This is a genomic window from Streptomyces sp. NPDC020422, from assembly GCF_044386705.1.
Taxonomy (GTDB): domain Bacteria; phylum Actinomycetota; class Actinomycetes; order Streptomycetales; family Streptomycetaceae; genus Streptomyces.
Genome location: NZ_JBIRVJ010000011.1, coordinates 234920 through 259032, shown reverse-complemented (window position 1 = coordinate 259032; position 24113 = coordinate 234920). Strand labels below are relative to the sequence as shown.

Annotated in this window: 21 protein-coding genes; 3 read left to right on the top strand and 18 right to left on the bottom strand. The window is 73.6% G+C overall.

Going from position 1 to position 24113, the window contains the following annotated elements:
* Positions 1-121 precede the first annotated feature (121 nt).
* Entirely contained in the window at positions 122-946 is an 825-nt protein-coding gene (locus tag ACH414_RS28845; RefSeq protein ID WP_382545432.1) for a BTAD domain-containing putative transcriptional regulator, read from the top strand.
* 103 nt (positions 947-1049) lie between these two features.
* On the opposite strand, the gene ACH414_RS28840 is transcribed toward ACH414_RS28845, so the two are convergent.
* The 3 genes from ACH414_RS28840 to ACH414_RS28830 form a co-directional block, all read right to left on the bottom strand.
* The gene (locus ACH414_RS28840; RefSeq protein ID WP_382545435.1) at positions 1050-2093 is read right to left on the bottom strand and encodes a 3-oxoacyl-[acyl-carrier-protein] synthase III C-terminal domain-containing protein; all 1044 of its coding nucleotides are present in this window, start codon (positions 2091-2093) and stop codon (positions 1050-1052) included.
* On the bottom strand, positions 2093-2623 hold the full coding sequence (locus tag ACH414_RS28835) for a cupin domain-containing protein (protein ID WP_382545438.1): 531 nt from the start codon (positions 2621-2623) through the stop codon (positions 2093-2095). Before ACH414_RS28835 ends, ACH414_RS28840 begins: the two co-directional genes overlap by 1 nt.
* 162 nt (positions 2624-2785) lie before the next feature.
* Entirely contained in the window at positions 2786-3661 is an 876-nt protein-coding gene (locus ACH414_RS28830; protein ID WP_382545440.1) for a helix-turn-helix transcriptional regulator, read from the bottom strand.
* A gap of 57 nt (positions 3662-3718) precedes the next feature.
* Between ACH414_RS28830 and ACH414_RS28825 the strand changes: the two genes are divergently transcribed.
* Both ACH414_RS28825 and ACH414_RS28820 read left to right on the top strand, forming a co-directional pair.
* Positions 3719-5188, top strand: coding sequence for an MFS transporter (locus tag ACH414_RS28825; RefSeq protein WP_398943957.1), 1470 nt, complete (start codon positions 3719-3721; stop codon positions 5186-5188).
* A 51-nt stretch (positions 5189-5239) separates the two neighbouring features.
* Positions 5240-6277 (top strand): aldo/keto reductase, encoded by a 1038-nt coding sequence (locus ACH414_RS28820; RefSeq protein ID WP_382545446.1) that lies wholly within the window; start codon positions 5240-5242, stop codon positions 6275-6277.
* A gap of 187 nt (positions 6278-6464) precedes the next feature.
* On the opposite strand, the gene ACH414_RS28815 is transcribed toward ACH414_RS28820, so the two are convergent.
* From ACH414_RS28815 to ACH414_RS28745, 15 genes are read right to left on the bottom strand one after another with little or no spacing between them, the layout of a single operon-like run.
* Positions 6465-7763, bottom strand: a complete 1299-nt coding sequence (locus ACH414_RS28815; protein WP_398943955.1) for an MFS transporter — start codon at positions 7761-7763, stop codon at positions 6465-6467.
* Complete coding sequence (locus ACH414_RS28810; protein WP_398943953.1) at positions 7760-9070, bottom strand: condensation domain-containing protein; 1311 nt, start codon at positions 9068-9070, stop codon at positions 7760-7762. Before ACH414_RS28810 ends, ACH414_RS28815 begins: the two co-directional genes overlap by 4 nt.
* A complete protein-coding gene (locus ACH414_RS28805; protein ID WP_398943951.1) occupies positions 9067-10872 on the bottom strand; it encodes an amino acid adenylation domain-containing protein in 1806 nt (601 codons plus the stop codon). Before ACH414_RS28805 ends, ACH414_RS28810 begins: the two co-directional genes overlap by 4 nt.
* Complete coding sequence (locus ACH414_RS28800) at positions 10869-11723, bottom strand: hypothetical protein (RefSeq protein WP_382545456.1); 855 nt, start codon at positions 11721-11723, stop codon at positions 10869-10871. The genes ACH414_RS28805 and ACH414_RS28800 overlap by 4 nt, the downstream gene beginning before the upstream one ends.
* Positions 11716-12813: a MupA/Atu3671 family FMN-dependent luciferase-like monooxygenase gene (locus ACH414_RS28795; RefSeq protein WP_386567235.1), complete on the bottom strand. Its 1098-nt coding sequence runs from the start codon at positions 12811-12813 to the stop codon at positions 11716-11718. Before ACH414_RS28795 ends, ACH414_RS28800 begins: the two co-directional genes overlap by 8 nt.
* Positions 12797-14329, bottom strand: coding sequence for an AMP-binding protein (locus tag ACH414_RS28790; protein ID WP_398943948.1), 1533 nt, complete (start codon positions 14327-14329; stop codon positions 12797-12799). The genes ACH414_RS28795 and ACH414_RS28790 overlap by 17 nt, the downstream gene beginning before the upstream one ends.
* Positions 14326-14565, bottom strand: a complete 240-nt coding sequence (locus tag ACH414_RS28785) for an acyl carrier protein (protein ID WP_382545464.1) — start codon at positions 14563-14565, stop codon at positions 14326-14328. The genes ACH414_RS28790 and ACH414_RS28785 overlap by 4 nt, the downstream gene beginning before the upstream one ends.
* Complete coding sequence (locus tag ACH414_RS28780; RefSeq protein WP_382545467.1) at positions 14562-15974, bottom strand: condensation domain-containing protein; 1413 nt, start codon at positions 15972-15974, stop codon at positions 14562-14564. Before ACH414_RS28780 ends, ACH414_RS28785 begins: the two co-directional genes overlap by 4 nt.
* The gene (locus ACH414_RS28775) at positions 15971-17506 is read right to left on the bottom strand and encodes an acyltransferase domain-containing protein (RefSeq protein WP_398943946.1); all 1536 of its coding nucleotides are present in this window, start codon (positions 17504-17506) and stop codon (positions 15971-15973) included. The genes ACH414_RS28780 and ACH414_RS28775 overlap by 4 nt, the downstream gene beginning before the upstream one ends.
* Positions 17503-18717: a hypothetical protein gene (locus ACH414_RS28770; RefSeq protein ID WP_382545473.1), complete on the bottom strand. Its 1215-nt coding sequence runs from the start codon at positions 18715-18717 to the stop codon at positions 17503-17505. Before ACH414_RS28770 ends, ACH414_RS28775 begins: the two co-directional genes overlap by 4 nt.
* Positions 18714-19892: an acyl-CoA dehydrogenase family protein gene (locus ACH414_RS28765; RefSeq protein ID WP_386567246.1), complete on the bottom strand. Its 1179-nt coding sequence runs from the start codon at positions 19890-19892 to the stop codon at positions 18714-18716. Before ACH414_RS28765 ends, ACH414_RS28770 begins: the two co-directional genes overlap by 4 nt.
* Positions 19889-20182, bottom strand: a complete 294-nt coding sequence (locus ACH414_RS28760; RefSeq protein WP_398943944.1) for an acyl carrier protein — start codon at positions 20180-20182, stop codon at positions 19889-19891. Before ACH414_RS28760 ends, ACH414_RS28765 begins: the two co-directional genes overlap by 4 nt.
* A gap of 5 nt (positions 20183-20187) precedes the next feature.
* Positions 20188-21045 carry a 3-hydroxyacyl-CoA dehydrogenase family protein gene (locus ACH414_RS28755; protein WP_398943942.1) on the bottom strand — a complete coding sequence of 286 codons (858 nt, stop codon included), beginning with the start codon at positions 21043-21045 and terminating at the stop codon, positions 20188-20190.
* Entirely contained in the window at positions 21033-21818 is a 786-nt protein-coding gene (locus tag ACH414_RS28750) for a thioesterase II family protein (protein WP_386567252.1), read from the bottom strand. The genes ACH414_RS28755 and ACH414_RS28750 overlap by 13 nt, the downstream gene beginning before the upstream one ends.
* Positions 21815-24061: a beta-ketoacyl synthase N-terminal-like domain-containing protein gene (locus ACH414_RS28745; RefSeq protein WP_398943939.1), complete on the bottom strand. Its 2247-nt coding sequence runs from the start codon at positions 24059-24061 to the stop codon at positions 21815-21817. The genes ACH414_RS28750 and ACH414_RS28745 overlap by 4 nt, the downstream gene beginning before the upstream one ends.
* Positions 24062-24113 lie beyond the last annotated feature (52 nt).

The window sequence follows — 24113 nt, the reverse complement described above, 5'->3', positions numbered from 1 at the left end:
TAAGCTGGTCATGACTCGTGTCAGGTACATACACCGGGGGGAATGGGTGGACCGTTTCCCCGTAGAGTGGTGTGGATGTGCCAATGAGGGGGAAATTGTGCAGATTCATGTCCTGGGACCGATGGCCGTATTCGACGATGACATGGAGTTGGTCGCTCTCGCGCCCAAGCCGCGCCGTCTGCTGGCTCTCCTTGCTGTCAATGCCGACAGCGCGGTATCGGTCAACGCGCTGGTTCAGGAGCTGTGGGGGAGCAATCCTCCCCGTACGGCCACCGCAACGATTCAGACGTATATCGGGCAGGTCCGCCGTATCTTCGCGGAGGCCCTCAAGAAGACCGTCAACGAAATTGCCGAAGAAATCCTCATCACCGAGGGCAGCAGTTATGTGCTGTCCACGCAGAGGGTCAAGCTCGACATCTCCGAATACGAGACGCTGACCGCGGCCGGCAACGCCGCGGTCCAGCGCGGCGAATTCGTCGAGGGCTCCGATCTGCTCCACCAGGCGGCATCGCTGTGGCGTGGACCGGCGCTTGTCAACGTGGAGGCCGGAGAACTGCTCGGCGCCCGGATCGTCCATCTGGACGAGTCCCTGCTGTGCACCCTGGAGCAGCGTATCTACGCGGACCTCCAGCGCGGTGCCCACCACACCCTGGTTCCGGAGCTTACCGGGCTCGCCGCCCGGCACCCGCTCCACGAGAACTTCCACCGGCACCTGATGCTCGCGCTCTACCGCTGTGGCCGGCGGGCCGAGTCGCTCGCCGTGATGCGGCGGCTGCGGGCCCGCCTCGTGGAGGAGCTGGGCCTGGAACCCTCGCCGTTCCTGGTCCAGATGGAGCAGGACATCCTGCGCGGGGAGCCGTCCCTGGACACCCATCGGCCCGTTCTGCCGCGGCAGGAGCGCCGGGGCATGGGCAGCACCCTGCGCACCCTGGCGTCGGCGATGTAGCCGGCCGGCGGGGGCCGTTCGGGCCCGCGCGACGCGCATATGGCGATCGGCCGGGGCTTCCCCCGGCCGATCGCCATATGTGGGCGGATCCATAGAGAATCTGTCAGGTTCCGCTGACCAGCAGGCACGACCAGGTGAAGCCGGCGCCGGCACTCACCACGAGGGCGTACTCGCCGGGGCCCAGCATCCGCCGGGCGTGCAGCTCCGCGAGGCTGGCCGCGGCGTCACCGGCCCCCAGGTGCCCGGTCTCCTCGCCGGGCAGCAGCAGCTCCGCCCCGGTGAGCTTGGACAGCGGCGGCACATAGGCCAGATCCAGGGTCTTGCGGCCGAGCCGCGGCGCCACCACGTAACGCAGCGGCGTGTCGCCCGTCGCGGAGAGCCCGGCGGCCGCCAGGCAGGACTCCACGGCGTTCTGCAGCGACCTGGCGCTCGCCTCCGCGAAGGCCTCCATGCCTCCCGCCTGGAGGAACGCCTTCTTGGTGCGGCGGATGTCGACCCGCGGCCCGAGCGAGCGGGCGGCCGGGCTGAACGGGTCGTCGCCGCGGTGCATGCGCTCGAGCGAGGGAGCGGCGACCGTCGACACCGCGTGCAGGACCAGATCGGCCGGCCGGCCGCCCTCGTGATCCGGCAGGTGGTGCAGGACGAGGGCGGTGGCCCCGTCGCCGTAGGCGATGCCGTAGTCCCCGCTCCAGCGGTCGAAGCCGGGCTCGGCGAAGGCGTCGGCGGTGGTGAGCAGCGCGTGCCCGAGCCCGGGCTCGACGAACAGCCGGGCGGCGGCCAGCTCCACGGCCGCCGCGCCGCCGTTGCACACCTGCTGGACGCCGAGGGGCAGCGCGTCGTGGGCCCCGACCCGGTCGGCGACGTAGTGCGCGGGGGACCACAGGTCGTGCCCCTGGTAGTGGATCCAGGCGTGCATCAGGAGGCCGACGGAGCCGGGGTCGACCCCGGCCGCGGCGAGGGCCTCGCGGCCGGCCTCGACCGCCATCTCCGGCGGCGCCAGGTCGGCCACCGGCAGTCCGGAGTGCCCGAGTTCGGCGGCCGTCTCGGCGTCCGTCAGTCCACGCGCGACCGCGTCCGCCGCGCTCTGCCGGCCGGAGGGCAGCCAGAGCGTGGGGCCCGAGATGCCCAGCGGGCTCGGCAGACGCATCAGTTGGCTCCGGCGCTCTTGCTCTTGGGCTTGATCTTCGCGATCGCCGCGTCGATGTCGCAGCCCGGGTCCGGCGCGGCGGTGGTCGGGCCGGTGGCCGTCGTGGGGATGATGTCGACGACGTACAGCTCCACGGGCTCGGTGCCCTTGTTGATGCCCATGTGCACGGTGTCCGGGCCCACGGGCTCGACGAGCGACTCGCCCGGGCCGTACGCCTTCGCCGTGCAGTCCGAGCCGTCGATCCGGGTGAACGTCCCGGAGTTGATGACGGCGATCTCCTCGCCCAGGTGGTAGTGCCAGCCGGTGGAGGCGCCCGGCTGCACGATCGCCTTGCGGTACAGGACCTTGCGGTTGCCGTCGGCCCTGATCTTGAAGGGCGCCGAGGTGGTGCCCTGGCTCAGCGTGACCGAGCTGACCGGGGGGAGGTCGCCGGTGGCGCTGGCCGAGGCGACGGGCTGGCTGGTGAATCCGACGCCGAGCGCCACCGCGGCGGCGGCGCCTGCGGTGATGAGCCTGCTCTTCTGGAACACGGGATCTCCTCTGCTCACGGGAACCGATCGCAGCCATGTGTATCAGAGCATTGTCACTGAGGTGAGGTCTGTCTTGACTTTCCGAGCCGGTCTCCACCGGGGCTTCAGTCGTTCTCTTGTGAGACCTCCGAACGGCGCTCCCACCAGGGCTTTTTGTGCCGCTCAGCCCGCCTCGACCAGGGAGATCCGGCCCTTCCGCTCGTCCCGCCCGAGCAGTTCCACGACCTTCTCGCGGGTCTTCGTACCGGCCTGCGCCGTGTGCAGCATCAGCCTGATGCCCGGCCGGTCCGGAATCTCGAGCACGGAGTGGTCGAAGATCATCAGCCCCGCCCGCGGATGGTCGATCGCCTTCGTGCCCCGGTTCGTCGCCGAGAGCTCGTAGCGGGACCACAGCTCCGCGAACTCCTCGCTCTCCTGCGTCAACCGGTCCGAGATCGCCGAGAACCGCGACTCCGCGGGGTAACGGGCGGCGTCCCTGCGGAACTCGGACACCAGGCCGGGGGCGACCTCCGCCCAGTACCGATGGCGGGCCCGGAACGCCGGGTTGGTGAAGAAGGACACCAGGCAGTTGGTGTCCCGCTCGTCGAAGCCGAAGACGAGGCCGGCCGCCCGGTTGAGCCCCACGATGTCCCAGCACCGGTCGATCACATACGCCGGACTGGGCATCCAGCCCTCCAGGAGGGCGGTCAACTGCGCCGTGTCCGGGAGCTCGTCCGCCGCGCGCTGCGGCGGGTTCATCCCCACCAGCAGATACAGGTGGTCCCGCTCCACCGGGTCGAGCAGCAGCGCCCGGCTGATCGCCGCCACGACCTGCTCCGACACCTTGATGTCCCGGCCCTGTTCGAGCCAGGTGTACCAGGAGGCGCCCATGCCCGCCAGCAGCGCGACCTCCTCCCGGCGCAGCCCCGGTGTGCGACGGCGCGCGCCCGGGGGAAGGCCCACGTCCTCGGGCCTGAGGCGGGCCCGGCGTGCGCGCAGAAAGTTCCTGAGCTCCTCCCGACGACGGGGCTCACGTACCGCGTTGAGACTGGTGGTCATAAACCCAGGATACGTTCGGGCTCCCCACAGCATCTTGATAATTGCCAGCCTTCTGTCATGACCTCCGAATCCGTCACTCCGATGACCGGCAAGACGCCGTTCACGACCCGCCAGTGGCTCATCATCGCCCTGCTGTGCGGCGCGCAGTTCATGCTCGCCCTCGACTTCTCCATCCTCAGCGTCGCCCTCCCCGCGCTCGGCGAGGACCTCGGCTTCAAGCTGAGCGACCTCCAGTGGGTGGTCACCGCCTTCGCCCTGCCCTCCGGCGGTCTGCTGCTGCTCTTCGGCCGCGTCGCCGACCTCTACGGCCGGCGCAACTGGTTCATCGTCGGCATGACCCTCTTCACGGTCGCCTCCCTCGCCGGCGGCCTCGCCCCCACCCCCGGCTTCCTGCTCGCGGCCCGCGCCGCCCAGGGCGTCGCGGCCGCCATGCTCACCCCGGCGGCGATGTCCCTGCTCACCACCAGCTTCGCCGAGGGCCCCCAGCGCGACCGCGCGCTCGGCATCAACGGCGCCCTGCTGTCGCTCGGCTTCCTGTCCGGCGTGGTCCTCGGCGGCGTCATCACCGACTTCACCAGCTGGCGCGTGACGCTCTTCATCAGCGTCCCCGTCGGCGTCCTCGCCGTCATCGCCGCCCCGATCCTCATCAAGGAGAGCCGCAACGAGGAGACCCCGAGGCTCGACCTCCTCGGCGCCGTCACCGTCACCGGCGGCCTCCTCTCGGTGATCTTCGGCATCACCTCCGCCGAGCGCAACGGCTGGAGCTCCACCACCACCCTGGTCTCCCTCGCCGCCGGACTCGTCCTCCTCATCGCCTTCTTCGCCATCGAGTCCCGGGTCTCCGCACCCCTCGTGGACCTGAAGGTGCTGCGCCGCCGCACCGTCAGCTGGGGCAACACCACCGGCCTGATCACCTTCGCGATGATGACGGGCATGGTGTTCCTGCTGACCCTGTACATGCAGCAGGTGCGCGGCATGAGCCCGCTCAACGCCGGCTTCTCCTTCGCCTCCCTCGGTATCGCGGCCGTCCTCGGCGGCGCCTTCGCCGCCAAGATCATCGGAGCGATCGGCGTCCACCGCGCCCTCGTCTACGGTCTGCTGCTGCAGGCCGTGAGCACGGCCTCGCTCTTCTTCCTCGACGCCGCCCAGGGCATGCCGCTGCTCCTCATCGCCACCGCCACCGGCGGCTTCGGCCACCTCCTCGCGGTCGTCGGCTACATGATCACCGCCACCTCGGGCCTGCCGGACCGCGAGCAGGGCCTGGCCACCGGCCTCGCCTACACCGGCCAGCAGCTCGGCGTGACCGTCGGCACCCCGGTCCTCGCCACCGTCGCCGCCGCGGGCATCGAGTCCGCGGGAGGCAGCGGCCCCGCCGCCGTCCTGAACGGCGTCCAGAACGGCGTGCTCATCGCCGCCGGCGCGCTGCTGCTCGCAGCCGTCGCCGCCATCGCCTTCCTGCGGCCGGGCCGGACCGCGGCGGCCGAGGCCCCCGCGGCCGAGCACCGGGTGCCCGTCGAGGCGTCCTGAGCGACCCTCCCCGCCGACGCGGAACACCGAACACCGAAGGAAACGATGCACATGCGTATGCGCTACCTGGGCCGCACCGGCCTCCAGGTCTCCGAGATCTGCCTCGGCACCATGACGTTCGGGGGCCGCCACGGGTTCCAGCACATGGGCCAGCTCAACACCATCGAGGCCCGGCGGCTCGTCCACGCGAGCATGGACGCGGGCGTCAACTTCTTCGACACCGCCGACATGTACTCCGCCGGACAGTCCGAGGAGGTCCTCGGAGCCGCCCTCGGCACCCGTCGCGACGACGTGATCATCGCGACCAAGGTGCGCTGGCAGATGCCCGACGGCAGCAGCGGTCCGAACGACCGCGGTCTGTCCCGGCACCACATCGTGCGCTCGGTCGAGGCCAGTCTGCGCCGGCTCGGCACCGACTACATCGACCTCTACCAGACGCACGGCTGGGACGGCCGCACCCCGTGGGAGGAGACCCTGCGGGCCCTGGACGACCTCGTCCGGGCCGGCAAGGTCCGTTACGTCGGCGCGTCGAACCTGACGTCCTGGCAGCTCACCCGCGCGCTCGCCACCAGCGAGCGGGCCGGTCTGGAGCGCTTCGCCTCGCACCAGATCCAGTACAGCCTCGCCGCCCGCGAGGTCGAGTGGGAACTGCTGCCCATGGCCGAGGCCGAGGGCGTGGGCGTCATGGTGTGGAGCCCGCTCGCCGGCGGTCTGCTCAGCGGACACCAGGAGCGCGGCGCCACGCCGCCGCCGGGCACCCGGCGGGCGGTGGGCTGGTTCGAGCCCGTCGACCCCGAGCGCACCTTCGACACCATCGACGTCCTGCGCAAGATCGCGCAGGAGCGGGAGGTGAGCCCGGCCCAGGTCGCGCTGCGCTGGGCGCTGGACGGAAGGGGCGTCACCTCGGTCGTCATCGGCGCCCGCAACGAGCGCCAGCTGACCGACAACCTGGCGGCGACGACCTGGTCGCTGACGCCCGAGGAGCACGCCGCCCTCGACGAGGTCAGCGCCCCGCGACTGCCCTACCCGTACTGGCACCAGGACTACTGCGACGCGGACCGCGTCCGGGAGTCGGACGGCGGATCCTGACGGGCCGCCGCGACGGTGACGCGCCGAAGCCCCGCGGGTCCACGCGACCCGCGGGGCTTCGGCGTTCTCCGGCTCGGTCGGCCTGGTCGGCCTGGTCGGCCTGGTCGGTCGGTCGGCTGGTCGGCCTGGTCGACTCAGTCGGTTCGGTCTGCTGGTCGGCCCAGTAGGCCCAGTAGGCTCGGTCTGCTCAGCCGGCCGTGCTCGCCTTCGGTTCCGCGTCCGGCGTCACGTCGCGCAGTCCGCGCAGCGGCGAGAAGTAGACCCACAGGCCGCCGAGGCTCGCGCCGACGAGGCCGATCCAGATCGTGGTGCGCAGGCCGAACCAGGTGGCCAGCGCGCCGCCCAGGAGGGCGCCGAGCGGGATGGTGCCCCAGACGATCCACCGGACCGCCGCGTTCATGCGCCCCAGGAGATCCGGCGGGCAGATCTGCTGCCGGTAGGTGACCTGCGCCGTGTTGTAGACGACGGCGCCGAAGGTGAAGGCGAACCAGCCGACCCCGTAGAGGACCACCCGCCAGTCGGGGTACGCCAGCGGGGCCAGGTACGAGGGCACGCCCAGGGCCAGCGGGGCCAGCCAGATGATGCGTGCCGAGCCGACCCGGCGGGCGAGCCGGCCCGCGAGCAGGCCGCCCACGACGCCGCCTACGGGGCCGAGGGCGAGCAGCAGACCGGCCTGGCTCGACGAGAGCCCCAGCTCGCGGATGAGGAACGGCATCTCCATCGCCGAGGCCATGTGCGCGAACAGGTTCACCGTGCCCGTGCAGGCCACGATCCGGCGCAGCACCGGGTGGCGGACCACGAAGCCCAGGCCCTCGCCCATCTGCTGCCGAAACGGCGGGCGCGGCCCGTCCGGGAGGCTCGGCTTCGCCTCCGGGGTGCGGATCAGGAACAGCGACACGGCGCTCATCAGGAACGACACCGCGTCGGCGACCAGCGCCCGCGCCCCGCCGATCGCCGCGACCAGCACGCCGGCCATCGTGGGCCCGAGCGTGGCGGCGGCCGAACTGGTCGTGCCCAGCTTGCCGTTCGCGTCGATCAGGGCCTCCTTGTCGACGAGGCTCGGCAGATAGCTCTGGTACGCCACGTCGAAGAACACCGTCAGCGAGCCCGTGACCAGCGCCACCGCACACAGATGGGCGAGCGTCAGGGTGTCCAGGTACCAGGCGACCGGCACCGTCGCCACGACCACCGCGCGCAGCACGTCGCACCACATCATCAGCCGGTGCCGGGCGACCCGGTCCACCACCACGCCCGCCGGCAGCGCGACGAGCAGGAAGGCCAGCGAGCCGAGCGCCGTGAGCAGGCCGACCTGGAAGTTGGAGGCGTTCAGCGCGGTGACGGCCAGGAACGGCAGCGCGAACGGGGTGATCATCGAGCCGACTTCGCTGATCGTCTGGCCGCTCCACAGCAGCATGAAGTCACGGTGGCGCAGCAGGGACGGGCGTCCGGCGTCGGCTGTCTCGGATACGGGCTCGGTCTCGGTCACGGCATCGGTCCGATGGGTCGTAGGGGCTCGGCGGCGGCTCCGGCGAGCAGGGTCACGTACCGCGCGGCGAGCCGCCGTGCGGTGGAGTCCTCGAAGAGGTCCGAGCTGTACTCCAGGCGCCCGGTGCAGCCCGCGCCGTCCCGGGTGAGCGACAGGGACAGGTCGACCTTCGCGGTCCTGGTGTCCCCGAACTCCCGCACCACCCGGCAGCCTTCGAGCCGCAGGCCGGGCGCCTGCGCCGGCTGGTAGCTGAACATCAGCTGGAACAGCGGATTGGCGCCCGGGTCCCGCGCCGGGTTCAGCTCCTCCACCAGGAGCTCGAACGGCAGCGCCTGATGGGACAGCGCGGCCCGGCTCTCGTCGCGCGCCCGCAGCACCAGCTCCCGGAAGGGCGACCCGTTCGGCACGTCGAGCCGCTGCACGACCGTGTTGCCGAACATGCCGACCAGCGCGAAGTGGCTCTCGCGTTCCCGCAGGGCCACCGGCGCGCCGACCACCACCTCCGGCCCGCCGCCCTCCTCGCGGACCAGCGCGGCGAACGCGGCCAGCATCACGGCGTACGGGGTGGTGCCGCAGGCCCGGGCCAGCAGGTCGACCCGGGCGACGGCCTCCGGCCCGAGCTCGAAGGACACATGGGCGCCCGCGAAGCTCCACACCGCCGGGCGCGGGCGGTCGGACGGGATGCCCGCCAACGCGGGGACACCGGCCAGGTGCTTGCGCCAGTAGGCGCGCGACCTGTCCAGCGCCGCGCTCGCCACCCGGTCGCCCTGCCAGCGGGCGAAGTCCGCGTACTGCTCGGTCAGCGGCGGGAGTCCGGACTTCCGGCCGGCCCGGAACGCCTCGTAGCACGCGGAGAGTTCGCTCTCCAGCAGCGCCAGCGACCAGCCGTCGCAGACGATGTGGTGGAGGGTCAGGCACAGCAGATGACGGGTCGCCGACGTCGTGATCAGCAGCGGGCGCAGCACCTCGCCCCCGCGCAGGTCGAACGGCCGCCTCGCCGCGGCCGCCGCCCGGCGTTCCGCCTCCGCCGCCGCGTCCTCGTGCCCGGTCAGGTCCACCCGCCCGATGGCCACCGGCTCCGCCGGACGCACCGACTGGCGGAGCGCGCCCCTGGCCATCCGGTAGCCGGTCCGCAGCACCTCGTGCCGGCGGACCAGCTCGCTCAGGGCCGCCTCCAGGGCCGCGACGTCCGGCTCGCCGTCGATCCGGTAGACGACCGGGACGGTGTACGCCGGGCACTCCGGGTAGAGCCGGTCGAGGATCCACAGCCGCTTCTGCGCGAAGGAGACCGGGTGGTCACCCGTCACGGGGACACCTCTTCGGACACCGCTTCCGACCCCGGCGCCGACGCCCCGCCGGACAGGCCGGCGGACACCTCGGCCGCGAGCCGCTCGACCGTCGGGTCGTACAGGTACTCGCCCAGGTCCACCCGTACCCCGAAGGCGGCCTCGACCCGGGAGAGCAGCCGCATCGCGAGCAGCGAGTGCCCGCCGAGGGCGAAGAAGTCGTCGGTGACGCCGACCGAGGCCAGACCGAGGAGCTCGGCGGCGATCGCCGCCAGGTCCCGTTCGAGGTCGGTACGGGGGGACACCGCGGCGGCCCCCTCGCCGTCCGCCGGGACCGGCGGCAGGGCCGCCCGGTCCACCTTGCCGCTGGACGTCAGCGGCAGCTCGGACACCACCACGAAGGCGGAGGGGATCAGCCACTCCGGCAGCGCACCGGCCAGGAACTCCCGCAGCCCGGTCGGCGTCTCGCCGGGCACGGCCGGGGACAGGTGGGCCACCAGCCGCCGCTCGCCCGCCGAGTCGTCGGCGACCACCGCCACCTCGCGCACCCCCGGGTGCAGCCGCAGCGCCGCCTCCACCTCGCCCGGCTCGACCCGGTAGCCGCGGATCTTCACCTGGTCGTCGACCCGCCCGAGGAAGTCGAGCCGGCCGTCCGGCAGCAGCCTCACCAGATCGCCGGTGCGGTACATCCGGGCGCCCGGCTCCGTCGCGTACGGATCGGGCAGGAAGCGCTCCCGGGTCAGCTCCGGCTGCCCCGCGTACCCCTGGGCCACCCCCGGGCCGCCGATGAACAGCTCGCCGGTCTGCCCGGCCGCGACCGGCTCCAGGTCCTCGCCGAGCACATAGCAGTCGGTGTTCGCGATGGGCCGGCCGAGCGGCACCGAGCGGGCGTCCTCGGGCAGCGAGCTCACCTCGCCGCACACGGCGAAGGTGGTGGCCTCCGTCGGGCCGTAGCCGTTGACCAGGCGGGCCGGACGGAGGGCGGGGTCCGCGTCGAGCAGCCGGCGCACGGCCGCGACGTTCAGCACGTCACCGCCGACCATCAGGGTGCGCATCCCCGCGAAGGAGTCGGGCCGGTCGGCCATCACCGTGGTGAAGAGCGCGGAGGTCAGGAACATGGTGGTGATCCGGTGCTCCGCGAGCGCCGCGGCCAGCGCCCCCGGGGCCAGCACCGTCCGGGTGGGGATCACGACGACCGTCCCGCCGTTCAGGAGCGCGCCCCAGACCTCGAAGGTGAAGGCGTCGAAGGAGGAGTCGGCGACCTGGGCGATCCGCACGTCGGGGCCCAGCTCCGCGTAGTCGGTGTCGCGGACCAGGCGCAGCACCGAGCGGTGCTCGACGACGACACCCTTGGGGCGGCCCGTGGAGCCGGAGGTGAAGAGGACGTACGCCGGGACCCGGGAGCCGGTCGCCGGCCGCGGCGGCTCGGGCGCGTCCTGCGCCCGCTCGGCCTGGCGCAGCTCCTCGCCGGTGACCGTCACGACGGCCTCGGCGGCGGCCAGCATGTGCTCCCGGCGCTCCCTCGGATACGCCGGGTTGACCGGCACGTAGGCGCCGCCCGCCTTGAGCGTCGCGAGCAGCGCCGTGACCAGTTCGTGGCCGCGCTCCAGGAGCACGCCCACCCGGGAGCCCACGGTCACGCCCCGGTCGCGCAGCAGCCGCGCGAGGCGGTCGGACCGGGCGTCGAGCTCGGCGTACGTGAGGGTGTGCCCGCCGTCCACGACGGCGGGCGCGTCCGGCCTGGCCCGCACCTGGGCCGCGAAGACCTCGGGCAGGGACGCGTCGGCGGGATAGGGGGTCACGGCCCCGCGCAGGATGCTCACTTGTCGTTCTCCCGTTCGCTGTCGAGGGACTCGGCGTGGGCCGTGGCGTGTGCGCGCAGCTCGCCGTCGTACCGGATCCGTCCGCCGGGGCCGGCGAGCCGCGGGGCGGGCACGGCGGTCCGGCGGATCATCGTGACGCTGTTCTGCCGGAGCTTGTGCGGCTCGAGGAGGTTCAGCACCTCCAGCTCGCCCGGCCGCGCCTTCTGCAGCCCGGCCAGATAGCGCAGGATCGCCTCGCCCTCCGGATAGGTCATCAGATAGTGCAGGACCACCACGCCGCCGGCCGGGTTGATCCGGTCGAGGTAGTGGTCGAGGAAGTACAGGCAGTCCCACGCGTCGACCCAGGCGAAGTCGATCGGCTCGAAGTCCTCCGGCAGCGCCCCGTCGGCCTCGCGCAGCGGCGCGTCCACGACGGTGACCTGTCCGGCGAGGCCGAGCTCCGCGAGGACGTCCTCCACCCGACCGGCCGAGGACTCGGGGATCGACCGGTCGTCGACGGCCACGAACCGCGGCCGGTACGGCTCCAGGTAGGAGGCCGGGGTCGCGAGCGCGGGCTCGGCGCGCAGCCACGCGTCGTCCAGCGGGGCCCCGGATGCCAGATACGGCCGGGTCTTCGCGGCGAGCAGGCGCGACTCCTCGTCGGCCTGCTCCCGGGCCTCGGCCAGGGCGGCGGCCAGGAACGGGGTGGTGTAGCCCATCCCGACCTCCAGGACCCGGCGCGGCCTGGTCATCCGGACGAGCCCGGCCAGGAAGGGGGCGACCGCCTCGGTGCCCATGCCGGGCACCCGCAGCGGGGCGACCGCCTTCGCGAACGCGGGGCCGTCCGTCGTCATCGCGGTGTGCTCAGCCATCGGCGTGCTCCAGGGCGTTCAGGTCGGCGATCCGTTCCAGGCCCTTCAGGACGGTCTCCGTCGGCAGGCCGAAGTCGATCAGGCAGGCGATCTCGTCGACGCCGATCCCGCGCAGCCGCTCCACCGCGCGCGCCGCCGTCGCGGGCGAGCCGAGCAGACCGCAGTCGTCGACATAGCGGTCGAAGGAGCGCCGGACGAGGAACTCCAGGTCGTCAGGGTGGAGTTTGGCGGGGTCGATCCGGCGCCTGCCGTCGAGGCCCGAGCCCAGCAGCAGCCCGAGCGAGCCGCGCAGATAGCGCAGCAGCGGTTCGCGCACCAGCTCCCGGACCCGCTCCTCGTCGTCGTCCAGATAGGTGTGCACCATCAGGACCACGTGCCGGCCCCCGGCGGCCCGGTACTCGCCGATCCTGTACGCGAGGTCGTCCAGGCTCTGGCCGAGCAGGTGGGTCAGGATGCCCGCGCCCATGGCCCCGGCGGCCCGGAAGGTCTCCACACCGCCCGCGCTGGTGATCCAGGTCGGCAGCTCCCGCTGCACCGGCCGCGGGTGCACGGACACCTCCCGCTCGGTGCCGGTGCCGTCCGGGAAGGCGAGCGACTCGCCCCGCCACAGGGCCCGTACCTGTGCCACCTGCTCGGTCATGAGCCGCCTGCGGTCGGCGTACGCCTCCGGGCGCAGCGCGAAGTCGGCCGCGTGCCAGCCGGACGCGAAGGAGACGCCGACCCGCCCGCCGGAGAGGTTGTCCACGACGGACCACTCCTCGGCGATGCGCAGCGGGTGGTGGAGGGGCGCCACGACGCTGCCCGCCCGGATCGCCACCCGCTCGGTGACGGCGGCGACCGCCGCGCCGGTGACCGCCGGGTTCGGGTACAGGCCGCCGAAGGGGTGGAAGTGCCGCTCGGGCGTCCACACGGCGGCGAGGCCGTGCGCGTCGGCGAACCGGGCGCCGTCGAGCAGCAGCCGGTAGCGGGGGCCGCCGGAGCCCGCGCCGCCGGTGTCGTCGCCCTCGCTGTCGCTGGCGAAGTAGAAGAGGCTGAAGTCCATGCCGCGCCGCGGTGCCGCCGCGGCCGGGGGCTCAGGCGAGTGCGCCATCGTCGACCTCACTGACGATTCGGCGGACCGCGCCCCGGTCCACCTTGCCGTTGGCGTTGCGGGGCAGGGCGTCGAGGTGGGCGAAGCGGCGGGGCACCAGATGGATCGGCAGCGCGTCGCGCAGCGCCCCGACCAGCTCGGCCCGGCCGGTCTCGCGCCCGGTGTAGCAGGCCACCAGATCGGTCACCCCGCCCTGGGCGACCCCGAGGACCACCGCCTCCGTCACCGCGTCCAGCCGGCGCAGCGCGGCCTCCACCTCGCTCGGCTCGACCCGGTAGCCCCGGATCTTCACCTGGTCGTCCAGCCGGCCCCGGTGGACCAGCAGCCCGTCCTCGACCCGGACCCGGTCCCCGGTGCGGAAGTACCCGTCCTCGGTGAACCGGCCCTCGTCGTCGCGCGGGTCGAGATAGCCGTCGAAGCGCTGCGGCCCGCGCACCCACAACTCGCCCGTCTCCTCGGCGACCCGGTGCTCCAGGCCCGCGTAGACCGAGCCGATGGGGACGGTGCCGTTGGAGGTCGCCGGCCACCGCGCGGGGTCCTCGGGGAGCCGGTACTCGCTGCAGGCGATGGTGAGTTCGGTGGGACCGTAGAGGTTGTCGAGCGTCGCCCCGGGGGCCACCGCGTGCCAGGCCCGCGCCTGGTCAAGGGTGAGCTGCTCGCCGCAGAAGACGCTGTGGCGCAGGGCCGAGGGCAGACCGGTGGCGAGCTGTCCGAAGCCGGCGCTCACCGAGACGGCCGACGGCACCGAGAACCAGTGGGTGAGCCCCCGGCCGGTCAGGTAGTCGACCGGGGCGAACAGCTCGGCCCGGGACGGCACCACGAGGGTGGCGCCGGCGCCCCAGGTGACGAACAGGTCGTACACCGACAGGTCGAAGGTCAGCTCGAAGGTGTGCGACATCCGGCAGCCGGGGCCGACCCCGAAGCGCGCGATGTTGTGCGCCAGGAACGGCAGCACCTGGCGGTGCCGGATCGGGATGCCCTTGGGCCGCCCCGTCGTGCCCGAGGTGAACAGCAGATAGGCGAGCGCGTCCGGGTCCGCCTTGTGCGGTGCGAGCCGCCCCTCGGGCGCGGCGGCCCGCAGCTCCGCGCCGTCGAGCGGCAGCACGGGACGGTCGCCTGCCCACGCGGTCCCGCCGCGCGGGGCGGCGGCCTCGGCCACCACCACGTCCACGCCCGCCGCCGCGCAGATGTCCTGGTTGCGCGCGGCAGGGTACTCGGGGCCCAGCGGCACGACCGCGGCGCCGAGCCGCAGCGCCGCGAGATAGCCCGCGTACGCGACGAGGCCGCGGGCGGCGAGCAGCCCGACCCGCTCCACCGGGCCGTGCCCGGCCGCGATCCGCTCCGCGACCGCCTCGGCGGCCCGCAGCAGCTCGCCGTAGGTCACCACGTCGGCACCGGACCCGCCCGTCCCGCCCGTCCCGCCCGTCCCGCCCGGCCCGGCCGGGAACTCCACGGCGGGGGAGTCCGGGTGCCGCTCCGCGGTGGCCGCGAACACCTCGTACAGGCTTCCGGTCATGCGACGCTCCGCAGGAACGCCGCCTGCCCTCGTACGGTCGGGTGCTGGAACAGGTCGGTCGCGCGCAGCTCGCCCGGCGTCAGCTCGTTCAGCTGCTCCCACAGCAGCAACAGCAGCAGCGAGTTGCCGCCCGCGTCGAAGAAGCCGACGTCCAGGGGGATCTCGGCCTCGTCGTAGCCCAGGGTCTCGGCCCACGCCGCCCGCACCGGTCCGAGCAGCTCGTCCGCGTCGCTCACTTCTCGTCCTCCTGTCGCCGGCCGTCGCCGGTCAGCGCTGAAATCCTGGTCTCCGGAGCCGCGGTCACCGCGGCGAGCAGCCGCTCGTACCGCGCCGCGGCCCGGGCGACGGTCGCCGCGTCGAAGAGGTCCGCGTCGTACTCCCAGATGAACTCGACCGCCTGCGTCGTCGCCCGGTCCCGCTGCCCGATCGTCTGCTCGGCCCGGGGGATCGCGATGACGTTGAGGTCGAACTTGGCGCTGCCGTTGCTGACGCCGGGCGTCACCTCGACCTCGAGACCGGGGATCGGCACGGGGCGCGACGGCGAGTCGTGGAACGCGAACAGCACCTCGCACAGCGGCTGCCGGCCGCGCACCCGCGGCGGACGCAGCGCCGCCACCACCCGGTCGAAGGGCAGCTCCTGGTGCCGCAGCGCGCCGAAGGTGGTCTTCCGCACCCGGCCGAGCAGCTCCCGGAACGTCGGGTCGCCGCGCAGATCGGCCCGCAGCGCCACCGTGTTGACCAGCATGCCGAACATGCCGTCGACCTCGGGCCGGGTACGGGCCGCCATCCCCGTGGCGACACAGAAGTCGTCCTGCCCCGACCAGCCGGCGAGCAGCACCTCGAACGCGGCGAGCATCACCGAGAACAGCGGCACCCGCTCCCGCGCGGCGAGCGCGCGCACCGCGTCGGCCAGCTCGGCCGGCACCGTGAAGCGCGGCGCGTCACCCGTGAACCGGCGCTTCGCCGTGCGCGGCCGGTCGGTGGCCAGATCGAGGAAGTACGGCACGCCGTCGAGCTGCTCGCGCCAGTACGCGAGCTGCGCCGCCGCCTCCGGGCCCTCCAGCCAGGACCGCTGCCAGACCGCGAAGTCGGCGAACTGCACCTCCGGCTCCGGCAGCGGCGAGGGCTCGCCCGCCGCGAACGCCCGGTACAGCGCGCACAGTTCGTCGACGAAGAGGTTGAAACCCCAGCCGTCGTGCACGAGATGGTGCTCCAGGTGCAACAGCACATGGCGGTCGTCGGCGGTCCGCAGCAGCCGCCAGTGCACCAGCGGCAGCCGGTCCACCGGGATCCTGGCGGCCACCGCCGCACGGACGACCTCGGCCTCCGTGGGGGCGCCGGCCCCGCGCAGGTCCTCCACCGGCAGCTCGACCCGGTACGGCGGGTGCACCACCTGGACCGGGCCGTCCGGCCCCTCGTCGAAGGTCGTGCGGTAGGCCTCGTGGCGCCGCACCACCTCGGTGAGGGCGGCGGCCAGGGGCCCGGGGTCGAGCGTCCCGGTGAACTCGATCTTCGCCTGGAACTGGTAGGCGAGCATGCCGGGGTGCAGCCGCTGCATGAACCAGAGGCGTTCCTGCGCGCTCGACAGCGGCAGGGTCACGCTGCCGTCGCGGGGCACCGGCCGGATCGCGGCCCTGTCGTTCATCCGTGCTCCTCGGTACGGGCCGCCGGCGCCGCGGTGCTGGCCGCCGGCGCCTCGGTGGGGGCTGACGGCTGCGCGGGGTGGACCGGCGGCTCCTCGGTGGGGGCCGACGGCCCCGCGGGGTGGACCGGCGGCTCCTCGGTGCCGGCCGGCGGCTCCTCGGCCAGCGCGGACCAGTCGACCGCCGCGCCCGCCGCCCAGAGCCGGCCGGCCGCGGCGAGGAGCAGCTCCCGCTCCGGGCGCCTCTCCAGGCGGCCCGGCAGGGTCTGGACGACCGAGGCCAGGGCGTTCGCCGGGCGGTCCGGGTGCCCGAGGGCGAGCCGGGTGAGCGCCTGACCCGGGCCGAGCTCGACCAGCAGCGGATCCGGCAGCCGCCAGACCGTCGCCAGCTCGTCCGAGAAGCGGAGCGTCCGGGACAGCTGACGGGCCCAGAAGGCCGGACTCGTCGCCTCCTCGTCGCGCAGCCAGGTGCCGGTCACGTTGGAGAGCAGCGGGATCGCCGGCCGGGCGAGCGGCACGGTGCCGAGCAGCTCCTCCAGCGGACCGGTCAGCGGCTCCGTCATGGCCGAGTGGTAGGCGTGGGCGGTCGCCAGCCGCTGGCAGGGCAGCCCGGCTCCGGTCAGCCGCCCCAGGGCCTCCTCGACCGCCTCGACGGGGCCGGAGAGCACCGTCTGCTGCGGGCCGTTGAGCGCGGCGAGCGACAGCGGGCCGGGCAGCAACCCTGCCAGCGGGCCGTCCAGGGCCTCGCGACCCGCCGCGACCGCGAGCATCGCGCCCGGCGGCAGCTCGTCCACGAGCCGCGCCCGCCCGGTCACCAGACGCAGGGCGTCCTCGACCGGGAAGACCCCGGCGACGCACGCCGCCGTGTACTCGCCGACGCTGTAGCCGGCCAGCGCGGCCGGCGGGGCGCCGAGCGCCGTCAGGGCACGGGCCAGGGAGTACTGCAGCGCGAACAGCAGCGGCTGTGCCACGACCGTGCGGTGGATCTCCTGTGGCGCCGTGTGCCGGTCGAAGGGGTCGGCCGAGCCCTCGGCGGCGGCCCCGGCGGCCCCGGCGGCCCCGGCGGCCTGGGCTTCCCCGGCGTCCCCGGCGGTGGGCGGCGGGAACAGGACGGGGCGGAGGTCCAGGCCGTGCTCGTCGGCCAGCAGCCCGAAGCAGCGGTCGAGCTCGTCCCGGAACGCCGGCAGACACCGGTACAGACCGGCCCCCAGCCCCGGATACTGGTCGCCCACCCCGGAGAACAGGAACACCCGGGACGACCCGTCGCCGGCGCCGCCGAAGACCCGCCGTACGTCCCGCTTGCGCAGCCAGCGCGCCGCGTTCGCGGCGGAGTCGGCGAGGACGGCACGCCGTACCGCGCCCGGCTCCGCCCGGGGAGCGGGCACGGCCGGCAGCCGCGCGAAGCCCGCCTCGCCCGCCGCGTCGAGGCGGTCGGCGAGCTCGTCGGTGGCCCGCTCCAGGGCCTCCACGGTCGGCGCGGACAGCGTCAGCAGGCGCGCCGGCGCGGGGTCGGGAGAGGAAGCGCGTACGGTCACGGCGCCACCGCCGCCCGGACGGACTCCGGCCAGTCCCTCGGGTCCAGGCCGTGGCGGCACAGGAACGCGTAGGCGAAGCGCTCCAGCCCGAACCCCGCACACCCGGTGAAGACCGGCTCGCCCGTCTCGCCGCCGATCCCGAAGGACCGCCCGAAGAACTGCTCGTGGTAGTTGAACGAGCCCACCGAGACGTCGCGTTCGGCGTCCAGCGGCAGCCGGAGCTCGTACTTCAGCTCCAGGAGCCGCTGCGACCAGGCGCGCGCCGCCGTCGTGTCGTTGAGGAAGAACGGATCGCCCGCCACCTCGCACCGCCCGCCCAGACCGAGCGCGTCCACCAGCTCCTGCGCCCGCTCCATCAGCCGCCGGCGCGCGTCCAGCACGAACTCCGCGGTGCCGAGGAAGACGACCTCGCGGATGGTGAAGTCCCACAGGCGCTCCAGGGAGCGCCGGTAGCGCGACTCGTTGCGGAAGGACTTGCCCCGCGCCGTCACCACCAGAGAGCTCTCCGGCAGCGGACCGTCGCGGAACTGGTGGTACGTGTGGAAGCACATCGTGGGCGGCAGGCAGTGGTCGAAGCCGCCGCTGTGCGCCGTGAGCGCCGCCTGGAGGTCGCCGCCGTCCGCGAGGTCGTCGAGGAAGCCGCGGTAGCTGTCGACGTCGCCGTGCAGCCGCGAGACCGACATCACCATCTGCGGGAAGGACTCGAAGTAGCCGGTGCGGCGCAGCGCGTCGGCGGTGATCAGCGTCGGGTAGCGGAACTCCCGGGCGCCGAACTCCGCCGCGACCAGCGCCCGCAGAGCCGCGTCCAGGTGGTCCATGAGCGACAGGACCGGCTCGCCGACCGCGATCTGGCCCGCGCCGGCCTCCACGGCGGCCCCGGCCGCCACCAGCTCGTCGAACACGTCCTTCGCCGGTCCGGTGTCGGCGGCGCGCCAGACCACCTTGGGTTCGAGGAACCGCTGCCCGAGCAGGTCGTTCGCGGCCACCAGGTTGAGCTTGCGGGTGAGTTCGGCCGTGAGGTCCGCGGGCGCCCGGCCCCCGGCGGCGTCCCCGTCGAGCTCGACCTCCACGGCCGTGACCGTGTCGCCCGCGTCCGAGCGGACCAGGCGGAACCCGGTGATCGTGTCCGAGACGAAGTAGACCCGCTGGGCCAGCTCCTGGGAGAGCTCGGCGGGCAGCACCGGGTCGAGCGAGAGCCTGGCAGTGGTCACCTGGCGTCGCCTCCCGACAACGCCCCGTGGACGCCGATGAGTTCGGCGAGGATGCCGCGCTGCACCGCGTTGGACCCGGCGTAGATCGGCCCGCCCAGCGCGTCGCGCAGTTCGCGCTCGATGCCGTGCTCCTCCAGATAGCCCCGGGCGCCGTGCAGCTCGACCGCGGCCCGCGCCGTCTCGACCAGGCCCTCGCTGATGAAGATCTTGGCCATGGTGGCCTCCTGGAGCGCCAGCCTGCCCTCCCGCTTCAGCCAGCCGACCCGGTAGAGCAGCATCCGGGCCAGGTCGAGGCGGATCTTCATGTCCGCGACGGGGTGCGACACCGCCTGGAAGGAACCGAGGCTCCTGCCGAACTGGCGCCGGGTGTTGGCCTGGCGCACGGAGGCCTCCAGGAGCCGCTCCATGGCACCGACGTGCGGGGCGAACATGAAGGACCGCTCCCACTCGATGGTCGAGGTGAAGACCGGGTAGCCGGCGCCCTCCGCGCCGAGCAGGTTCGCCGCGGGCACCGAGGCCCCGTCGAACTCGACGACGCCCATCGGGGTGCTCCGCAGCCCCATCTTCGGCAGCTCGCGCTTCTTCACCACCCCCGGCGTGTCCGCGGTGACCAGGAACGCCGACAGCTGGTCCTGCCTGCCCGGCCCCGTACCGGTGCGGGCGATCGTGACGTACACGTCCGCCACCGGGCCGTTGCTGATGAAGCACTTCGTCCCGGTCAGCCGGTAGCCGTCGCCGTCGCGCTCCGCCGTGGTGGTCATGGAGAGGATGTCCGAGCCCGCCTCCGGCTCCGACAGCGCGTGCGCGCCGACCAGCGAGCCGTCGCACAGACCGGGCAGGAAACGCCGCTTCTGCTCCTCGGTGCCGTGCAGCAGCAGGTAGATCACACAGCCCCAGAGGTGGTTGGTGACCGCGAACACCAGGCCGTTGTCGGGACAGGCGTAGCCCAGCGCGTCCAGGGCCATCATGGTGCTCAGCGGGTCGAGACCGCGACCGCCGTACTCCTCGGGCACCGGCCAGCCGAGCACGCCGAAGTCGGCGCAGCGCTGCCAGTCCTCCCGCGGGAAGCGCGCCTCGCGGTCCGCCTCGGCGGCGTCCCGGCCGAGCTCCTTCCGGGCGAACGCGATGATCTCCCGGCGCAGCCGCAGCTGCTCGGGCGTCGGCTCGACGATCACGCGCCGCCCCCGGCGAGGGCCTTCTTGCCCGCGACGAACTCCGCGATGGCCGTCACGGAGCGGAAGTTGTCGAGGGCGAGGTCCTCGCCCGCGACGGCCACGCCGTAGGTCCGCTCGACCCACATCACCATCTGCGCGGCGAAGAGCGAGTTCACCAGACCCGAGGCGAACAGGTCCTCGTCGTCCTCCACCTCCACGCCGTGCACGTGTCCGGCGAGGAACTCCCGGATCAGGGCCCTGTCTTCCTCGGAGGTCGCGTCAGCCGTCACGCCGGTCGTCACGTCAGCCATGGGGGTCACTCTCCCGACTCGTAGGAATGGAAGCCCTGTCCGGTCTTGCGCCCGTGGAGGCCCGCGTCCACCAGTCGGGTGAGCAGCGGGCAGGGCCGGTACTTGGGGTCGCCGAAGTTGTCGTACAGCACCTTCAGGGACAGCAGGACGGTGTCGAGGCCGATGAGGTCCGCGGTCTCCAGGGGTCCCATGGCGTGCCCGAAGCACTCCTTGAACAGGCGGTCGACGTCCGCCGCCGTGGACACCCCCTCGTGGAGCAGGAAGGCCGCCTCGTTGACGGTGAGCATGGCGACCCGGTTCGTGACGAAGCCCGAGGAGTCCTGCACCAGGACGTGCCCCTTGCCGACCCCGTCGAGCAGCGCCCGGGTGCGGGCGATCGTGTCGTCCGAGGTGTGGTGGCCGCGGATCAGCTCGACGGTGGGCTTGAGGTGCGCCGGGTTCATGAAGTGCATTCCGATCACGTGCTCCGGGCGGCCGGTGAGCCCGGCGACCCGCGTGATCGGAATGGCGGAGGTGTTGACGCCGAAGGGCACCCCCGCGCGGCAGACCGCGTCGAGCTCGGCGTACAGGGGGCGCTTGACGTCCCAGTCCTCGGTGACGTTCTCGACCAGGAAGTCGACGTCGCCGAGCCGCTTGAGGTCGAGGGTGAAGTCGATCCGCCCGGTCACGTCCTGCGGATCCCGTACGGGAGTCCCCGGGCGGACCAGCGGGGCGAACCGCACGTTCCTCGCGATCTCGTCCCGTGCGGAGGCCAGCGCGGCCTCGGTCACGTCCACGAGCACGACCTCGTGGCCGTGTTCCGCGAACAGCTCGGCCACCCCGCGCCCCATCGTCCCGGCGCCCACCACCCCTATGCGGTCCACCCGCGGTCTCCCCTCGTCGGTGTCGTTACGGATGCGCGGAGGGCCCGCAGGAGGTCGTCCCGCCCCTGCCCGCCGCGGAAGTGGAAGTGCCCGCCGGCCGCGATCCGCAGCTCGGTCCCGGCGCTCGTGTGCGCCGCCCAGCCGTCCCGCCAGGGCGCCCACGGCTCCTCGCTGCCGGCGAGGACGGTGATCGGGCGGTCCAGCGGCTCGGCCGGCTCCGGGGCGTACCCCTCCAGGAGGGCGTAGTCGGCGCGGAAGCTCGCCAGCGCGTGCTCCCGGAGGTCGGCGTCCTCCCGCAGATGGCCCATGGGCTCGCCCGTGCCCCGCTCGATCGCGTCCAGCAGCTCGGCGTCCGACAAGCCGCGCACCGGCCGCGCGACCGGCGGCAGCGGGGGAGCGGGGCAGGAGGAGACGATCAGCCGCCGTGGCAATTCCCGTCCGCGGGAACGGAGTTCGCGGGCCGTCTCGAAGGCGACCAGGGCGCCGAGGCTGTGGCCGAAGAAGACGAACGGGCGGTCGGCGTTCCGGTCGGCGTCCGGATTCCCGAAGTCGACGGCCGACACCAGGGCGTCCACCAGGGCGTCCATCCGCGTGTACGGCGGCTCGGCCCGGCGCGTGGTCCGGCCCGGCAGGTGCACGCCCCGGACCTCGATGCCGGGCAGCTCGTCGGACCAGCGGACGTACTCGCCCGGCAGGCCGCCCGCGTGCGGGAAGCAGTAGAGGACGGCGACGGCGTCCGGGCGGCGGTGCCGGCGGACGGTCCACCGCGTCACGGCGTGCGGTCCCGGTCGAGCCGCGCTTCGATCAGCGCGGCGAACTCCTCGGCCGTGGGCGCCGTGATCAGCTCCTTGGGCGCGAGCTCCACCGGGTAGGTCTCTCGGACCCTGGCCACCAGCCGGGTCGCGATGAGCGAGTCGCCGCCGAGGTCGAAGAAGCTCTCGTCGGGGTCGACCTCGGGCAGGTCGAGGATCTCGGCGAAGAGCTTCGCGACGACCTCGTACGTGGGCGGGGGGCCGTCCGTGGCGATGCCGGCGTACGGAGCGGGGGCGGACGGCGGGGTCACGTCGGCGTACGGGGCCGGGGGCGGGCTGCCGGCGGACGTCGGCGTGGATGCGGTCGCGTCCGTGCCAGTGGCCGTCGGCGTGGTCGTGGTCGTGGGCGTGGGTGCGGCCGTGCCCGTGGCCGCGGATGTGCCCGCGGCCGAGGCCACGGTCGTGGGTGCCGGTGCGGCCGTGCCCGTGGCCGCAGGCGTCGGTGTGGTCGTGGGTGCCGGGGGCGTCGGAGCGGTGGGCCGGGCGTCCCGGCCGACCGTGAAGAGCTGTCGCTCGAAGGGGTACGTGGGCAGCGCGACCTTGCGCGGGCGCCGGCCCCGGTGGAGGGCGGCCCAGTCGACGGCCGCACCGGTCAGCCAGAGCCGGCCGGCCGCGGCGGGACCCTCCCCCGGCGGTTCGGGCGCCCCGGCCCCGGGCCAGACCGCTCCGGGCGCCGTGACGAGCCGCTCCGGCTCCTCGCCGGCCAGCACGCGGACGGCGTCCACGGCGTCGTGCACGAGCGCGAAGCGCCGGTACGGCAGTTCCCGCCGCCCGGTCTGCAGCGTCCAGGCCACGTCGGCGAGCGGGATGCCGGGATCGGCGCGGAGCCGGTCCGCGAGGCGGGCCGTGACGGCCTCCAGGGCCGTCGGGGTCTTCGCCGACAGCGGCAGCACGTACGGGCCGCCCGCGCTCGGCGCACCGGCCGGTTCCGCGGCGGCGGCCGGGGGCTGTTCGAGGACCACGTGGGCGTTCGTGCCGCCCACGCTGAACGAGCTCACCCCGGCCCGGCGCGGCATGCCCTCCGGCCGCCACTCCTCCGCGCTCGCGACCACCCGGAACGGCCCGGCGCCGAAGTCGATCTCCGGGTTGGGCTCGGTGAAGTGCAGGCTGGGCGGGATCACCCCGTGCTTGAGCGCCAGCACGGTCTTGATCAGACCGGCCACGCCCGCGGCGGCGTCGGTGTGCCCGATGTTGGTCTTCACCGAGCCGATGCCGCAGAAGCCGGGACGGTCGGCGCCTTCGTTCCCCTCGGAGCGGAAGGCCTTGGTGAGGGCGGCGACCTCGACGGGGTCGCCGAGCCGGGTTCCGGTGCCGTGGGTCTCCACATAGGTGCAGGAGTCCGGCGTCACGCCGGCCACCCGCTGGGCCCGGGTGATGACCGCGGCCTGCCCGGCGATGCCGGGGGCGGTGAAGCCCATGCGGTCGGCGCCGTCGTTGTTGACCGCGGAACCGAGGATCACCGCGTCGACGCGGTCGCCGTCGGCCTCCGCGTCCGCGAACCGCTTCAGCACCACGACACCGACGCCGTCGCCGCCGACCAGGCCGCTCGCGGCGGCGTCGAAGGCCCGCAGCACACCGTCCGGTGCCTGGATCCCCACCTCGTCGGTGCCGCCCACCCCGGTCGGCAGCCGTACCGTGACGCCGCCGGCCAGGGCCAGGTCGCAGTCGCCGCTCAACAGCCCCTGGACCGCGAGGTGCACGGCGACCAACGAGGTGGCGCAGGCGGCCTGCACGGCCACGGTCGGGCCGGTCAGGCCGAGCCGGTGGGCCACCCGGCTGCACAGGAAGTCGGGCCCGTTGGCGACCCGGATCTCCCAGTCGGAGACCGAGGGCAGCTCGGCCCGGTGCGCCCTGAGCAGCTGCGCGTACGCGTTCTCGCCGCCGCCCCCGTACACGCCCACCGCCCCGGAGATCCGGCCCGGGTCCTGCCCGGCGTCCTCGAGCGCGGCGACGGCGCACTCCAGGAACAGCCGGGCCTGCGGATTGACGATGCGGGCCTCGCGGGGCGAGATGCCGAAGTATCCGGCGTCGAACCACTCCGGATCGTCGAGGAGCCCCCGTGCGGCGACGCCGTCGGGGCCGCTGACCCGGGTGATCGAATCCCGGCCCTCCAGCAGATTCCGCCAGAACGCCTCCGGACCGTCGGCATCGGGAAACCTGCAGGTCAGACCTATGACGGCGATACGCCGATCCACTGCTGACACGGCAGCGCCCCCGTTTCGTCCGTGATCAACGCGTGGATCCTATGCAACGCGC

Coding starts and splice junctions, on each gene's coding strand:
- ACH414_RS28840 (WP_382545435.1), bottom strand. CDS start 2,093: ATGCGTCTGCCGAGCCCGCTGGGCATCTCGGGCCCCACGCTCTGGCTG.
- ACH414_RS28820 (WP_382545446.1), top strand. CDS start 5,240: ATGCGTATGCGCTACCTGGGCCGCACCGGCCTCCAGGTCTCCGAGATC.
- ACH414_RS28760 (WP_398943944.1), bottom strand. CDS start 20,182: ATGGCTGACGTGACGACCGGCGTGACGGCTGACGCGACCTCCGAGGAA.
- ACH414_RS28845 (WP_382545432.1), top strand. CDS start 122: ATGGCCGTATTCGACGATGACATGGAGTTGGTCGCTCTCGCGCCCAAG.
- ACH414_RS28780 (WP_382545467.1), bottom strand. CDS start 15,974: ATGAACGACAGGGCCGCGATCCGGCCGGTGCCCCGCGACGGCAGCGTG.
- ACH414_RS28800 (WP_382545456.1), bottom strand. CDS start 11,723: ATGGCTGAGCACACCGCGATGACGACGGACGGCCCCGCGTTCGCGAAG.
- ACH414_RS28825 (WP_398943957.1), top strand. CDS start 3,719: ATGACCTCCGAATCCGTCACTCCGATGACCGGCAAGACGCCGTTCACG.
- ACH414_RS28795 (WP_386567235.1), bottom strand. CDS start 12,813: ATGGCGCACTCGCCTGAGCCCCCGGCCGCGGCGGCACCGCGGCGCGGC.
- ACH414_RS28790 (WP_398943948.1), bottom strand. CDS start 14,329: ATGACCGGAAGCCTGTACGAGGTGTTCGCGGCCACCGCGGAGCGGCAC.
- ACH414_RS28830 (WP_382545440.1), bottom strand. CDS start 3,661: ATGACCACCAGTCTCAACGCGGTACGTGAGCCCCGTCGTCGGGAGGAG.